We start from the raw sequence: 13,812 nt of genomic DNA on the forward strand, positions 1-13,812 counted from the left end.
CGGTTAGTTCTTCTTTACTTTCTCGTTCTATCGCTGGGATAATTTCCTTTTCCAATAATTCATCATACAGTTGGTTGGACTTTTCTATTAATTTTTCACTATATTGTTCGACGGATTTTCTCCATACAAAGGTAAATTTGTTTGCGTTCGCTTCAATCTTCGTACCATCAATAAAAATTGCTTCTTCTTCAATCAACTCCTTTTCCACGAGTTGATTACGGAATTGGACAAAACATTCGCGCAGTAATTTTTCAATAAGTGGATTGGAACGGAAACGATTAATCGTCCGATAGCTCGGCTCATTTCCTTGGGCTAACCACATCATCCGAATACTGTCTTGGAGCAACGCTTCTATCTTACGACCAGAAAACACAGATTGTGTATACCCACACAAAATAACTTTTAACATCATACGAGGATGATAGGCAGGACGTCCAGTTTGGCGTAAGAAATCTTTGAATGCTTCCTCTGGTATGCTCTCTACAAGGTCATTAATCGCAAAAGCAATATCATTTTCTTGTAATTTTATTTCTAAATCTAGCGGCAAAACAATTTGATTCATGGTATACTGTTTAAACATAAGGACACCTCCAAAAATTATTGTTTAGTCACTTTAATTTTATCAAAAGGTGTCCTTTTGGTTTACACAAAATACGAATAAAAAGGCGTGAAGCCTACACTTTTTAGTGTAAGCTCCTACGCCTTATTTTTTTATTTCCTGGGGTTTTGTCCCAGCCCCTCTTGTTAGCCTGCAAGGTGCTGAACCTTTTCAAGTACGTCTTTTTCAAATGGTTCGATCGCCTGCACAGCCATTTCAATCGCCTCATCATATTCAAAGGCGCGAAATAACTCTTCTGCATTAGATAAGCGCTTTTTTACTTCAGCGGAGCGGCTTCGATATCGGTTGCCATATTGAATGACATGCTCAGCTAAACGTGCCTTCTCGATCGTTTCATGAAGAATACTGCTGTTTTCGTGGATTAACGCTTGAGCTTCATCCACAAGGGCAGTCACCCTTCCCATTTCCAAAGGAACGTCACTTAGCTTGGCAATCGCTTGTGCCAGCTTTTGCTCTCCATCTTCTAACCGATGGAGAAGAGTCTCAGGTAAGCCTGGTATGTTGCTTTTTTGCACAAGGCGCTTATCTTCTAACAGCTTTTCTTTAAGCTGTTTCAATTCCTCTTTCGCCTTGAGCTCGTCTTTCCTTAATGAGTTTAATGATTCTTGGGCTTGTTCGATTTTATTCTGACAAGCTGTTAACCCTTCACGCCATTCCTCAAGCATAGAACGCACGGAGGAGAACGTTTGTTTTTGTTCTTCTGTTACCTCATCAATGACCTGAAGCTGTTGCCTTAACTCTTTCAGTTCTTTTCCTAGCTTTTGTTGGAAAACGAGTTCTTCCTCCGCCAGCCGGTAACTGAGCTGCACTGATTCGGTCTCTTCCTTTAAATGAGTTAATTTTTCTTCTGTCTTTGTTAAATCCTCTCGCAGGTTTGGCAGAAGGATCGTAATTTCGTTTTTCGCTTCAACTTCCTTCTCGAGCAGTTCAAACATTTGCTCCATGCTCTCTTCTATGAAATTAATCTCCTCTTCCATTCCATTACATTCGAGCACGGTTAATTGTTCGAGCAATTCAACACGCTTCTCTTCCAACCGTTCCATTTGTGAATCGATGGCAAAAGTCTCAAGGAAGAAGCCAGCTTCCTCCATATCTCGTAAACCATTTTTTAAATTGGTCAGTTCCGCCGGGATATTTGTCTGTAATTCAACGAACAAGCCTGGGACAATTTTAAGCAAATGCTCGATTTGTCCTAATAATTCTTTCGCCTCCTCTAACACTTCTGAAGCTTGAATATAATTTCCTTTCTCTGTACGTTCATCAAACGCTTGCAAAAGCTCGTTCGCTTTTTCAAGCTTTTCGTCAAACACTTTTGCACTGCTCGAAAGGGAGCCTCTTCTCGTAATGGCTTCCTTGATCAGCTTTTGCTGCAATTCTCGTACAGATCCGATTTCCGTACGATTTTGCTCTTCACTTTGAACGAGGACCTGAATGTCATCGACCATGATCTTTAACTGTTCTTCAATGCTATGCAGTCGCTGTTCGATCGTATCCAGTAACGCTTTCGCTTTTTGAAAGCGATATTTATTTGCGAAATCCTCAACGTCAAATAATTGTTCCTCTACATTCGGTAAAATGACACCAACGATGTCGTCCCAGTCACTACGCCACACCTCAAATTTTTCCTCGGTTTCTCCCGACATGGTGAGCCCCTTTACCTTACCAATCTCATCAGGTATTGGACGCTGTAAAATGTCATTTTTCCAATCTTCCAACTTGTCTACCCGTTTATAAAAGGCCTTTCTCCTTAAAGCTCCGTAAACAAAGAATGTAACGGTAAGCACAAGCAAGCTAAAAACTACGATCCACATGTTTGGGTCTCCCTTCTTCTTAACAATCTGAAGGCCCCTTTTTTCTGTGCTACTTGAAAAGTTGATTATGTAGCAACCTGTTCTCCTTGGGCTGTTTCTTCTCTATGTATTGTGTATACTATAACGATAGTAATTTATTTCAATAGGTCAAGGCGAAAATCCTTTGTTATTCAACAAAATTTTATCTATTTTTCACAAATCGATCTATGTCATATGATACCATGAAAATGTGTATTTTGTATCGTTTTATTCGCGATCAATTCGAACAAAGTTAACGAGAGGGTGTCGAAAGTTGGGAAAGCATGACGGGCATGTCCATACCCCTTTTTGTCCACATGGTACGAAGGATTCATTCGATGCTTATTGCGAGCGGGCCATTTCTCTTGGGTTTACGAGCCTGTCTTTCACCGAGCATGCCCCTTTGCCTAAAGGATTTACAGACCCGACCCCTGCGCAAGACAGCAGTATCGGGTGGAATGAGTTGGATGATTATATTCATACACTATCGTCAATAAAAAAAGCTTATCGGGACCAGCTAACGATTTATATCGGTTTGGAAGTGGATTTTATTGAGGGATTTGAAGAGGAGATTTGCACGTTTTTAAATGAATATGGTCCATTGCTCGATGATAGTTTGCTCTCGGTTCATTTTTTGAAGCATTCTGATCGATATTTTTGCATTGATTATAGTCCTGATGTGTTTGCAGTGGCCATCCGAACGTTCGGATCAATCCAAGCGGTTTATGATGCCTACTACCGTACATTGGAGCGTTCGATTACTTCAGAACTTGGACCGTACAAGCCAAAGCGAATTGGTCATATGACCCTGGTGAACAAATTTCAAAAAAAATTTCCAGCGCCTTCTACGGAACACCAGAAAAAAAGCCAGCTCGAGATCCTCCATTTAGTAAAAAAGCACGGCTACAGTCTTGATTATAACGGGGCTGGCTTTATTAAACCATTATGCGGTGAATCTTATCCACCTGAATCCATTGCAAAAGAAGCCGTCGCTTTAGGCATCCCGCTTATCTATGGGTCTGACGCCCACCAAGCAAAGGCACTTGCAACCGGATGGGAACAAATGAACGCAACGCTCAAGAGTCAAGGTGAATAACAAGCCTGGACGAGGCTATTGGTTTTTTCAGTAAGCATGCAGCCATCCAGTCGTTCACATGAACCATATAGCGCTTAATAAAAGATGGATCGTTCACCGATAGCTGGTACAGTTCTCTTAAATAGTGAGGTTGTAAAAATGGCATTGTCATCATCGTCCGAATGTGAAGCAATAGTAAATCAAGTGGTTGCTTGCGAAACTCCTGATTCCCCATGCCTTGACGAAGAATCGTTTCTAGCAAATGTTTTTCCTTTCTCATATAGGTGCTCATAATTTCCCGCACCAAAGTGGAATCAAGGGTCATTTCTCGGAGAACAAGGCGAGCGAGCGAAGGGGCTTGCTGTTCATAAAGCAAGACTTGCTCCATGACAGCGAGCAACTTCTCGTGACTCGATTGACCCAATCGTTCCTCAGTCGCCTGTTCCATTGCCTGAATATATCCTTCTAAAAACTGAACATTTAACTGTTCCAATAATCCCTGTTTACCGCCAAAATAATAAGAGACTAACGCAACATTCACATTGGCCTTAAGTGCAATATCACGCACCGATGTCCCGTGAAACCCTTTGACTTGAAACAATGTAATCGCCGCCTCTAGCACTTTTTCCTTTGAGGATGAAGAAACTACGCCCATCGTACACTCCCCTTTCCAGACACAATTCTACTGACGGTACGACTTCCCTCAACAACTCTTTTCGTGATGGGCATACCTGCCTCCTCTGAAAACCGCTCGACAATGAAGCAAAATGATTTTACAAAACACGCCATCAATCGCTAAAATGGGAAAGAGCGAAAGGAGAATGATGATGTTTCAACCCGAATCTTACCAAGGAACATTAGAGGAAAAGTATAGTCTCGTCACGAAACAATTGGCAGCCTTGCTCAAAGGAGAGTCTGATGCCATCGCCAACTTAGCGAATGCGTCAGCCTTGTTATATCACTTTTTAGAAGAGGTTAACTGGGTTGGCTTTTATTTAATGAAAGAAGGAGAGCTGGTACTTGGGCCGTTTCAAGGCTTACCAGCGTGCGTCCGCATCCCAATTGGTCGCGGGGTATGTGGAACCGCGGCGAAAGAAGAGCAGACCGTGCGAGTGGAAGATGTCCATCAATTCCCTGGTCACATCGCCTGCGATGCCGCCTCCCGCTCGGAAATTGTCATTCCTCTGTTCCAAAACGGAGTACTCTATGGTGTGCTCGACATTGATAGCCCATCCTTAAACCGTTTTAGCGAAGAGGAACAGGCACTGCTCGAATCGTTTGTCGACGTGCTATCGAAAAACCTTAAGTAGCCAGGGATATCTCCTTGACTTCAATTGTTTGTGGAGGTTATAATGGACTCTGTGTGAAATAAGACAGCCAAGGTGAACTTAACATGTACACCCTTCGGCATTTTGTTCCTCAAACCAGCGGCTGAACTTGTTTTGAGGTGTACCACGTAACCTCTAGCTGTCGAGGCGAAGGTACAGAACAACAAAATGAGCATGTTAAAGGATTGCCAAACTGTTGTTATTTTGCATCATTCAAAATAACAAAGGAGGAGTCGATTTTATGGCTCGTTATACTGGACCAACTTGGAAAATCTCTCGCCGCTTAGGAATTTCTCTTAGCGGAACAGGTAAAGAATTACAAAAACGCCCTTATGCACCTGGTCAACATGGACCAAACCAACGCAAGAAATTGTCTGAATACGGATTACAGCTTCAAGAGAAACAAAAGCTTCGTCACATGTACGGAGTAAACGAGCGTCAATTCCGTCGCATTTTCAACGATGCTGGAAAAATGGCTGGAATCCACGGTGAGAACTTCATGATCTTGCTTGAATCTCGCCTTGACAACCTTGTATACCGCATGGGTCTTGCTCGCACTCGTCGTGCAGCTCGTCAGCTTGTCAACCACGGTCACATCACAGTAGATGGTCAACGTGTAGACATTCCATCTTACCGTGTAAAACCTGGTCAAGTGATCGGTGTTCGCGAAAAATCTCGCAACCTTCAAGTGATCAAAGAATCTCTTGAATCCAACGACTTCGTACCAGCATACGTGACATTCGACGCTGATAAGCTAGAAGGAACATACTCTCGTTTCCCTGAGCGTTCTGAGCTTCCAGCGGAAATTACAGAAGCGTTAATCGTCGAGTTCTACTCACGTTAATTCTTCTAGCCAAGTTATATGTTAAAACCCTCAAACCTTTGAGTTCTTTCAAGGATTTGAGGGTTTTTGTTTTCTTTCAGCTTTGATTTCTGAACAGAGCCTCTACGCCCTTCCCCTTCAAGGAACCTTCCAATTCAGGCTCTTCCCCGTCTACTATTGCATTTGGATCAATAGGCCAACTAATGAAAAAATGGTATACTTATTGCTATTGACAATCCTATCATAGCAAAGGTGTAGACCTTGCCCCTCATCTCTTGCGTAACATCCACTTTTGTTTGTAAAAAGATAAAGACAGCGGCAATGATCATTGAAAAAAAGGTACAAACGAGAGGGAGAAGAAGATTATTGAATTCTAACCCCGTCTGCATCGTAGCAAATCCAGCAACTAATAATAAAATCGGAACAACTTCACAAAAGGCCACCCCGATAGAAAATTTTGTTAGACCATGAACAACTGTCGCTAGTAAGCCACCGAATAAAAATAAGAGCAGCACACGATCACTTTGAATCGCTTTGAAAGCACCGGCTAAATTCACATGCTCTTTTTCCCCGATCGAGATCTCTTGGACGCCAAAGGCACGGAATAACCATTGTAGAAAAAGAGCGTAAGCAAGGAGAATCGTCGACATAACGATAAAAGGTAGTCTACTACTTGCCGTCACGCCAGCTACTATACCAATCAATGGACCAATCGCAAAACCGATGTTGGCTCCAATGTAACGTAAAGAGAATTCGCTTTTTACTCTCTGTCAAATCTGCCATTAGTGCTTTTGCGCAAGGTTCAAAAAAAAAGTACAGAAGCCCATCACTAACGTTAAGCATACTAGTAGAAGGGCATAATCTTGGAGCATAAACCCAGCATAAATGGCAGAAGCAACAACAAGAGACACGAGCATGATCTTTTTTCTTCGAAATTGGTCTGATAATGTTCCTCCTAAAAAACCGCCCACCAAAGAGCCAATAGATGTGGTGCCTACAATTAAGCCGATCGAGACAGGGTCTAAACCTGTATACGTCCCTAGATAAATCGCGAAATATGGGACAACCATTCCGAAGCCAATGTTCATGCAAACACTTCCAAAAATCATCGAATATACGATTGGATGAAATTCTGTAAACCTGTTTCGTATTCGCATGAGCTAGTCCCCTTTTACATACCTAAAAAGAACGTCTTGTAATTGAACCAATGACTCATCTCTCAGACTATATTTTTCCACTCTTTTGCTATTGTGATGAGCGCGAATAAATCCAGCGGTCCGTAACAATTTTATGTGGTAATGGACATTTCCTTTTGCCAAGCCTGTAAACTGTTGGATTTCGGAAAACGTTCTTGGTTTCTCCTGCAAATAACGAAGGATCTTTAATCTCCTCTCATCAGCTAAACTTTTCATTTGTCTTTCAAGTTTTTTAGGAGGCTCTCCTTTCAACTCTTGGTCAACAGGATATAAGCATGTAATCAAACCATCAAAATAATCAATCACACTAAATGGGGATTGATGAAACTGAGGAACTAAAAGTAGCGTGTCAACATTCTCAGCCATAATGTGCATTCCATTCGTACATTGCTCCACAAGGTCCACCGGATCTATCTGTGAAGTGAGAACCTTTTTTTTTAACGCATCTTTTTGGAGCATCTCTAAAATATCTTCTGATAAATGACAAAAATACTGTTCGTTCCACCTTCTTAACAACGATACAAAGTACGTTTGAATCTGGATCATATCCTTAGATATTTGCTGCACCCATGGCACAAGTAATTCATAAACTTTTTCGGACGGAAGCTGTTCAAGCCAATATAAAAAACCCGTAATGGTCTCCTTGTGTGGACATTGCCATACAAGCAAACTTAAGCGATGCAACACTTCTAATTTTTGATCTTTCAACTCGTTTGCAAAGTCAGCGTTAATGCTTTTTTCCACTTGTTTCACCCACTTTGTCCCAAGCTCAGAAATTTGCCTGTTAGAAGAATCTAAATAAGTGTACAGGCTTGTAATAAGTTCATAAGCAGGGGAATAATCTATTTCGATTTTATACAAAAGCACCAGCCCCTTTGTTCAATATTTTCAAAACTTAATGTTGTTATAATTTTATTAAACAAATAAAGTACTGTCAAACAAAAACCATTCGCCCCCGCCTTTGGCGGAAACGAATGGTTTCATTAATTAGAACGAATTTCTTGTCGCATGAATAAAACATAAGCAATGGCAAAGCAAACAAGGATCGCCGCAATTAAGCCTGTTAGTGTGGCCAAATGAACAATAAGCTTTCCTTTAAAACAAGCGGACTTACGATTTTACCGACAACAATATTCAAGGAGCGATCCTCCCGATTCAAGAAGGTTCATCTAGTTTTTATTGAAGGATGGATGTGAAGACACTTACATTTCAAAGCGCGATAGCCACATCCCTACAGGCCCAGAGACATTTATAGTCGAGATTAAAAACGAGTAAACTACGAAAAGCCTCCCTGTTACTGCTAGGGAGGCTAGATTCATCATGACAATCAACGAATAGCCACATACACGTCAATTTCGTTCGTCGCTTCGTCAGGCTTGTACCGTTCATCCCACACTTCAAAATCATAGCCAGCTGGTTGGTATGGCTGTTTTCCCATCCATGTTCCATAGAGTGCATCATACGTTTTGTAAAGTTCAGCTTCCAGCCCTCGGTGGGTCGCCATTACATATTGGTGGCTTGGAACCGTATGTACGATCATTTCCGCTGGTACATCTTTCGGTTCTGCCACTTTATAGCCGATCACTTGCGTAAAACGATCCACATTCGGATTAAAGTTTGGCTTCATGTCATAAAGCTGAATCAAATAGATTTCTTCCCCTACCCTTTTCTGAACCAATGATTGATTTTCAAGCAATCGGTGTAACGTCTTTTTCCCGAGCTGCTGTTCCTCAATTTCTTGTAAATTAGCTTTCAATTGATATCCTATAACCGTAAAAGCATCGATTGATTTTAGTTGAGGGTTCATCCTTCTCCCACCTTTACATCACATTGAACATTAAATAAATTCCCATCTAGATCGTAAAAATCTAAAAAAGCATTCCCTTCCCCATCTTCATGAATCTCTTCCACTTGAACATCATGCTTCTTTAAGTGACCGTATAGCTTATAAATGTCATCCGTTTGAAAGCCAATCACCCCATGAGGCTTGTAGTTATAGGAAAAAGTAGCGGTCGTGTCATGGCTTGTTTCGCGCAAAAAGACCATTTGCCCAGAAGGGAGGTTCATTTGAGCCAAGTCCTCATCTTCACTATGCCAAATGAATTCCATACCTAGCACATCCGTATACCAACGAATCGCCCGATCCATCGACTTGACTGGGACGATCCCATAGATGATCTGTTGTAGCATAGAACTTCCCCCTTCGGATCACTTATCGACGATCACCCCAAACCGATTGCCATCCACATCGAAAAAATCAAAGCCTTCAATCGGCCCATGCTCATATATGTCAGTGACCTCAACACCTTTGTCCTTTAAGGATTAAATGATAAGCTACTAAATCGTCCGTAGTAAAATTGTAGTAGCTGTTTTTGTACGTATCCGTTACCGTAAATTCAAGTGGTTGTTTCTCTTTCACCGTCACTAAACTTACATATTGCTTATGCTCCTCAAAATAAAAGTCTGCTCCCATCTCCTCTGGCCAAGTTCCCACATGATTTAACTCGAGCACATCTCGATAAAACGCAATCGACTTTTGCAAATGAACGACCGGTACGAACACAGCACCAATTCTCATCAGCAGCACCTCTCCTTTTTTATTCCTTCGGCCAGCCTTCCCAAATATAAGACCGATGTCCATCTAAATCTTTCACGATAAAGCTATAACCTCCCCCTTCTTTATAAACCATTTCCCCAACGGGTACGCCTTTATCTTTTAGGTCCGTATAAAAAGCATGAATGTCGTCGACGCGAAACGTTAACACCGCCTTCAGTTCCCCATTCTTATTTCGAAACGACAGATTGGGGACGTCGTCGCAACGAATTAACCCTAGCCCAATGCTACCATTCACGTTCAACCATGCTTCATCGTCGCCTTCTTGAAATGGAAAAGTAAACGCCAAACCAAGCATCGATTGATACCATTCGACTGCTTTTTCAAGATTGGAAACAGGCAATTGGATCACTGGAATGTCTAGTGCTTTTCTTGACATCTTTTTTCGTGTCCCCTTTCTTCGATCATGTGACGACCCCAAAATGATTTCCATCTAAATCGATTAGATCGAAGCCGCGAACCTTTCCATAATCGTGAATCTCGCCAACATTGGCACCTTTTGAGGAAAGAAGTTGGTGAGCCTTTCCTACATCATTCGTATGAAAGTTAAAATAGACATTCACCTCATAATCGTTCTGCGGAAACTTAGGTTGTTCGATGTCTTCACATGTCACGAGACAAAACGTCACCGTCCCATCGCCCACTTTTAACACATTGGCAGCTGGGCTATCATCGTGAATCATTTCAAAGCCTAGCATCTCTTTGTACCAATCCGTTGCTTTTGCTAAGTGACGCACAGGTATGAAAATGCCGACACCGTAAAGTAAGTCTATGTTCATAAGCCCCTCCTTTTTTCCGTTCTACTCATATAAACGAAGGGATGAAGCAATACCTTACACCACATGGTAAAAAAATTATGTACAAATCATTAGCACATGACCGTCTGGATCAATCACTTGAAAACAAAGGGTGTAACCAATCGAACGCCCTTTTCTTACTTCAATCCCCGCCCGGCTTAGGGCGCAATAGGATTCATAGATAAGTCTCGGGTTTTTTGTACGAAACCCTTTGAGGAATTGTTCGAACATCGTGGAATCGATTTTTTCAGCACGAACCGATGGACCGATCTGCGGTTCCATATCTGAATAAGAGCGAACTTGTAAATAACGCTGGAGCTTTTTCTTCGCACGATGCAACGTCGTATACACGTTCGACTCAGATTCATTCATTAAGGTCGCCGTCTCTTTCGCGGTAAAAGCAAATACGTTAGATAGTAAAAGAGCAACGAATTGTTTTATTGTTAAATACTCCGCGAGCACTTCTAAAAGCTCTCGACTCTCATATTCTTCGTGAAAGTGTAGCTCCTGCATCACATCGTCTATTGGTTCAACCTGTAGCTGCCTTTTACGTTTTCTATCAATCCACGTATGTTTAATGATTCGATAGAAGAAGGTTTTCGTCATTTTTCGATCAGGTTGCTGTTTCATCGCTAGGTAGATTTTTATAAGGCTATCCTGAAATAAGTCCTCAGACTCCCATTTATTATGAGTTAACCGCTTACAATACCATTTCATCTCATAAAAAAATGGGGAGACTTTTTTCTCAAACTTCGACTCATCAAGAGGCTCCTGTTCATCTCTCATTTCTGCCTCACCCATTCCATCATTTTTTTAAAGGCACTTATTCTTTGTTTTTTGATTTTCTAAATTGTATGACACACTCTCTACAAATGCATGATTTCCCTACATGCTCTGGTGGAACTAAAAGAAAGATTCCATTCGGAAACACTTCGTCATTGCACCAGCAATCACCATATCCGCAGTTGTTTCCTTTGCCACAAATCGGGCAATGCTTGTTTTGTTCGCTCTTGGGCATGAGATTTCCCTGCTTTCTGTTCGAATCTTCTCTCATTATAAGAAATAAAGTGGTTGTAATCTATATGGAGCTTCTAGTAAATGAAAAACCAGGTAAAAGATCCACCTGGTTTTTGATTCAATATAAGAAATCACTAACAACATACCCAATATGAAATAAAAGGACGAAAATGAGCAGTGGTCCAAGGACGGATACGTACAGTGCCATCTGGCCATACCGAATGTTTTTATCTCTCCCGTACATCTTGCTTATGAGCACAATGGCTAGTGTTATCACGGCAACATAACAATCCCATCTGATGTAAATATTGTTTTTTCATATAAACGAACAAGAGGGGATTCCCCGTTGTTCGTTCTATAGATAGGTTGCTAGCGATGAAGCAATCGCAAAATAGAGGAGTAGACCGACTATGTCATTAATCGTTGTAATGAATGGGCCTGAAGCAACGGTAGGATCTATACGTAATTTATGAATAATGATCGGGATGATTGTGCCCGTCATTGTTGAGATGACGACCGTGCCAAAAAGCGCTGTTCCAACGATCAGCCCAAGAGCCATGTTGCCAAAGCCATAAAATTGAGCTAGCAACGCGGCAAAGAGTCCGCACACGATCCCCATAATAAGCCCGGTCAACAGCTCTCGTTTAATCATTCGTCGACACGTTGGATGTTTCAGCTTTTCTAAGGTTAACTGCCTGACGACAACCGCTAATGACTGCGTCCCTGTATTCCCTCCCATATCGGTTATGAGTGGGATGAAAATGGCAAGTAACGCAAGCTGGGCAAGTGTGTCTTCAAAGTGTTGAACGACGCTTGCAGTCGCCATCCCAAAAACCATTAATAGAAGAAGCCAAGGTAAACGTTTCATTGCTGCTTTGATTGGATGAACTTCTAGATTGATCGAACCCTTTGCCCCTGCCAGTTCCTCAAAATCTCCGGTTACTTCATCCTCCACAACGTCCATGACATCATCTACTGTCACGATCCCGATCATTTGATTGGTCTCTGTTGTGACGGGGATCGCGACAATGTCATAGTCACGTATCAGTTGTACAACCTCCCGCTGATCTGTATGGGGAAAAACAGAGATCACGTGCTTTTTCATTAGCTGTCGGACCGTTTCATGTAATGAAGAGGTTAAGACATCTTTTAACGAGAGGACACCCATCAGTTGATTGTTCTCGTTTACAACATAAAGGTAGTAGATCATTTCGGCATCTTTGCCCTCGGCGCGAAGCGTTTCGAATACATCTGCCACCGTTTTTTCTTGCTGAATGGTCAAATATTCAGTCGTCATCAAGGAACCAGCTGTCTTTTTCTCATAAGACATTAAACGCTTGATGGCATGGGCCTCCTGTTCATCCATACGATCTAAAAAATAGCCGGTCAAATGATTAGGAATCTCCTCAAAAAAGTCGGTCATATCGTCTGGTGCCATTTCTTCGAACATTTTAATCGTGTAAGACTCTTTCAGCTCTGTGACAATCTGTTTTTGTTGGTTCCGTTCCATCCCTCTAAATATAGGAGCAAACTCTTTCGGCCCAATCCATTCATACACTCGCTTCCGCTTTTGAACGTTCAACTCCGAGAAAATCTCCACTTGATCAATAGGATGTAATGCAAGAAAATCATCGCGAAATTTTTCTCGTTCTTGTTCTTTTAAATACATGTGTAAGTAAAAGGTATACTCTTCTCTGTTTTTGAAGTCCAGCATCATCATGAGAAATCCTCCTTTCCTTTTACAAATGTTCCACATCAACGGTGAGAACATGGTCGATCTTTTTGATGAGGTAATAAATTTCCGTCGTATATTGTTTTTCTGGAGCCGATAAAATCAGTTCCACTTGCTGATTACCGTTCTCTAAATCTTTTAATTTCAGATGGCGAATGCGGATGTCGCTCCCTTTTTTAGCCATGCTCGTTTTTCGTTCAATCGATTGGATTAGTTCCGTCATTCTCATATTCGGCTCCATGACCATCTTGACCGCCACATCTCGTTGCCGAAGAGAAGAAGGCCCCACTTTTTTCACGAGTTGAGGAAAGACATTTATCGCTAGCATTAAAAGGACTACCATATACCCTGCTTCAATGTAGAAGCCTGCGCCAACAGCAATTCCTAATCCTGACGCTGCCCAAATCATTGCAGCTGTCGTCAGACCGGAAATGACATCATTTCGTTTTCTTAAAATAACTCCCGCCCCTAAAAAACCGACACCGCTCACAATTTGCGCCGCTAAGCGCATTGGATCCATATTATTAAACATCGGGGTCGCAAACCTGTGAAACGATTCGACCGACACGATCGTTACTAGACAGCTGGCAACACAAATGACCATGCTCGTCTTTAATCCTAAAGGTTTGTGCTTTAACTGACGGTCAATACCAATCAATAATCCGAAAAATAATGCGATGCTTAATTTCATTAACAGTTCTGTCATTTCGTTCACCTGCTTTCCTCACTTATGGTTAGAAAAATGTTTTATAGCAAAAACCGTTGTTCGTCACAAAAGCTAA

18 protein-coding genes are annotated in these 13,812 nt (G+C 41.7%); 3 read left to right on the forward strand and 15 right to left on the reverse strand.

The genetic code is table 11. The annotated features are described in order from the left end of the window. Positions 1-580 (reverse strand): transposase (locus tag E2L07_RS12730; RefSeq protein WP_134229743.1); only part of this gene is annotated, 580 nt, incomplete at its 3' end. A 164-nt stretch (positions 581-744) separates the two neighbouring features. Beyond that, positions 745-2,430 (reverse strand): septation ring formation regulator EzrA, encoded by a 1,686-nt coding sequence (ezrA, locus tag E2L07_RS12735; protein WP_134229744.1) that lies wholly within the window; start codon positions 2,428-2,430, stop codon positions 745-747. Between the two features lie 292 nt (positions 2,431-2,722). Between ezrA and hisJ the strand changes: the two genes are divergently transcribed. Further along, entirely contained in the window at positions 2,723-3,544 is an 822-nt protein-coding gene (gene hisJ / locus E2L07_RS12740) for a histidinol-phosphatase HisJ (protein ID WP_053430506.1), read from the forward strand. Here the strand turns inward: hisJ and refZ are convergent. Continuing rightward, complete coding sequence (refZ, locus tag E2L07_RS12745) at positions 3,525-4,178, reverse strand: forespore capture DNA-binding protein RefZ (protein WP_010899350.1); 654 nt, start codon at positions 4,176-4,178, stop codon at positions 3,525-3,527. The genes hisJ and refZ overlap by 20 nt on opposite strands. A 172-nt stretch (positions 4,179-4,350) precedes the next feature. Between refZ and E2L07_RS12750 the strand changes: the two genes are divergently transcribed. Both E2L07_RS12750 and rpsD read left to right on the forward strand, forming a co-directional pair. Beyond that, positions 4,351-4,833 carry a GAF domain-containing protein gene (locus tag E2L07_RS12750; RefSeq protein WP_053430505.1) on the forward strand — a complete coding sequence of 161 codons (483 nt, stop codon included), beginning with the start codon at positions 4,351-4,353 and terminating at the stop codon, positions 4,831-4,833. Positions 4,834-5,092: 259 nt separating this feature from the next. Next, positions 5,093-5,695 carry a 30S ribosomal protein S4 gene (rpsD, locus tag E2L07_RS12755; RefSeq protein WP_010899352.1) on the forward strand — a complete coding sequence of 201 codons (603 nt, stop codon included), beginning with the start codon at positions 5,093-5,095 and terminating at the stop codon, positions 5,693-5,695. Between the two features lie 179 nt (positions 5,696-5,874). On the opposite strand, the gene E2L07_RS12760 is transcribed toward rpsD, so the two are convergent. The 12 genes from E2L07_RS12760 to E2L07_RS12820 form a co-directional block, all read right to left on the reverse strand. After that, the gene (locus E2L07_RS12760; RefSeq protein WP_134229745.1) at positions 5,875-6,378 is read right to left on the reverse strand and encodes a hypothetical protein; all 504 of its coding nucleotides are present in this window, start codon (positions 6,376-6,378) and stop codon (positions 5,875-5,877) included. A gap of 78 nt (positions 6,379-6,456) precedes the next feature. Next, the gene (locus E2L07_RS12765; RefSeq protein ID WP_134229746.1) at positions 6,457-6,831 is read right to left on the reverse strand and encodes an MFS transporter; all 375 of its coding nucleotides are present in this window, start codon (positions 6,829-6,831) and stop codon (positions 6,457-6,459) included. A gap of 3 nt (positions 6,832-6,834) precedes the next feature. Continuing rightward, entirely contained in the window at positions 6,835-7,731 is an 897-nt protein-coding gene (locus E2L07_RS12770) for an ArsR/SmtB family transcription factor (RefSeq protein WP_134229747.1), read from the reverse strand. A gap of 466 nt (positions 7,732-8,197) precedes the next feature. Continuing rightward, positions 8,198-8,677, reverse strand: a complete 480-nt coding sequence (locus E2L07_RS12780) for a GyrI-like domain-containing protein (RefSeq protein WP_134229748.1) — start codon at positions 8,675-8,677, stop codon at positions 8,198-8,200. Continuing rightward, positions 8,674-9,060 carry a VOC family protein gene (locus E2L07_RS12785; protein WP_010899362.1) on the reverse strand — a complete coding sequence of 129 codons (387 nt, stop codon included), beginning with the start codon at positions 9,058-9,060 and terminating at the stop codon, positions 8,674-8,676. Before E2L07_RS12785 ends, E2L07_RS12780 begins: the two co-directional genes overlap by 4 nt. A 109-nt stretch (positions 9,061-9,169) precedes the next feature. Next, positions 9,170-9,448, reverse strand: coding sequence for a VOC family protein (locus E2L07_RS12790; protein WP_134229749.1), 279 nt, complete (start codon positions 9,446-9,448; stop codon positions 9,170-9,172). Positions 9,449-9,467: 19 nt separating this feature from the next. After that, positions 9,468-9,863 carry a VOC family protein gene (locus E2L07_RS12795; protein WP_010899364.1) on the reverse strand — a complete coding sequence of 132 codons (396 nt, stop codon included), beginning with the start codon at positions 9,861-9,863 and terminating at the stop codon, positions 9,468-9,470. A 25-nt stretch (positions 9,864-9,888) separates the two neighbouring features. Then, complete coding sequence (locus E2L07_RS12800; protein ID WP_134229750.1) at positions 9,889-10,263, reverse strand: VOC family protein; 375 nt, start codon at positions 10,261-10,263, stop codon at positions 9,889-9,891. Between the two features lie 75 nt (positions 10,264-10,338). Then, positions 10,339-11,067 carry an RNA polymerase sigma factor gene (locus tag E2L07_RS12805; RefSeq protein ID WP_010899366.1) on the reverse strand — a complete coding sequence of 243 codons (729 nt, stop codon included), beginning with the start codon at positions 11,065-11,067 and terminating at the stop codon, positions 10,339-10,341. Positions 11,068-11,104: 37 nt separating this feature from the next. Further along, positions 11,105-11,335 (reverse strand): cysteine-rich CWC family protein, encoded by a 231-nt coding sequence (locus E2L07_RS12810; RefSeq protein ID WP_321542790.1) that lies wholly within the window; start codon positions 11,333-11,335, stop codon positions 11,105-11,107. Positions 11,336-11,653: 318 nt separating this feature from the next. Then, positions 11,654-13,018, reverse strand: a complete 1,365-nt coding sequence (gene mgtE, locus E2L07_RS12815) for a magnesium transporter (protein WP_053430497.1) — start codon at positions 13,016-13,018, stop codon at positions 11,654-11,656. 19 nt (positions 13,019-13,037) lie between these two features. Further along, positions 13,038-13,736 (reverse strand): MgtC/SapB family protein, encoded by a 699-nt coding sequence (locus E2L07_RS12820; RefSeq protein ID WP_010899368.1) that lies wholly within the window; start codon positions 13,734-13,736, stop codon positions 13,038-13,040. Between the last annotated feature and the right edge of the window lie 76 nt (positions 13,737-13,812).

The organism is Halalkalibacterium halodurans (assembly GCF_004376175.1).
In the GTDB taxonomy this organism is placed as follows: Bacteria; Bacillota; Bacilli; order Bacillales; family Bacillaceae_D; genus Halalkalibacterium; species Halalkalibacterium halodurans.

Coding starts and splice junctions, on each gene's coding strand:
- ezrA (WP_134229744.1), bottom strand. CDS start 2,430: ATGTGGATCGTAGTTTTTAGCTTGCTTGTGCTTACCGTTACATTCTTT.
- refZ (WP_010899350.1), bottom strand. CDS start 4,178: ATGGGCGTAGTTTCTTCATCCTCAAAGGAAAAAGTGCTAGAGGCGGCG.
- E2L07_RS12750 (WP_053430505.1), top strand. CDS start 4,351: ATGTTTCAACCCGAATCTTACCAAGGAACATTAGAGGAAAAGTATAGT.
- rpsD (WP_010899352.1), top strand. CDS start 5,093: ATGGCTCGTTATACTGGACCAACTTGGAAAATCTCTCGCCGCTTAGGA.
- E2L07_RS12765 (WP_134229746.1), bottom strand. CDS start 6,831: ATGCGAATACGAAACAGGTTTACAGAATTTCATCCAATCGTATATTCG.
- E2L07_RS12780 (WP_134229748.1), bottom strand. CDS start 8,677: ATGAACCCTCAACTAAAATCAATCGATGCTTTTACGGTTATAGGATAT.
- E2L07_RS12785 (WP_010899362.1), bottom strand. CDS start 9,060: ATGCTACAACAGATCATCTATGGGATCGTCCCAGTCAAGTCGATGGAT.
- E2L07_RS12790 (WP_134229749.1), bottom strand. CDS start 9,448: ATGAGAATTGGTGCTGTGTTCGTACCGGTCGTTCATTTGCAAAAGTCG.
- E2L07_RS12795 (WP_010899364.1), bottom strand. CDS start 9,863: ATGTCAAGAAAAGCACTAGACATTCCAGTGATCCAATTGCCTGTTTCC.
- E2L07_RS12800 (WP_134229750.1), bottom strand. CDS start 10,263: ATGAACATAGACTTACTTTACGGTGTCGGCATTTTCATACCTGTGCGT.
- E2L07_RS12805 (WP_010899366.1), bottom strand. CDS start 11,067: ATGAGAGATGAACAGGAGCCTCTTGATGAGTCGAAGTTTGAGAAAAAA.
- E2L07_RS12810 (WP_321542790.1), bottom strand. CDS start 11,335: ATGAGAGAAGATTCGAACAGAAAGCAGGGAAATCTCATGCCCAAGAGC.
- mgtE (WP_053430497.1), bottom strand. CDS start 13,018: ATGATGATGCTGGACTTCAAAAACAGAGAAGAGTATACCTTTTACTTA.
- E2L07_RS12820 (WP_010899368.1), bottom strand. CDS start 13,736: ATGACAGAACTGTTAATGAAATTAAGCATCGCATTATTTTTCGGATTA.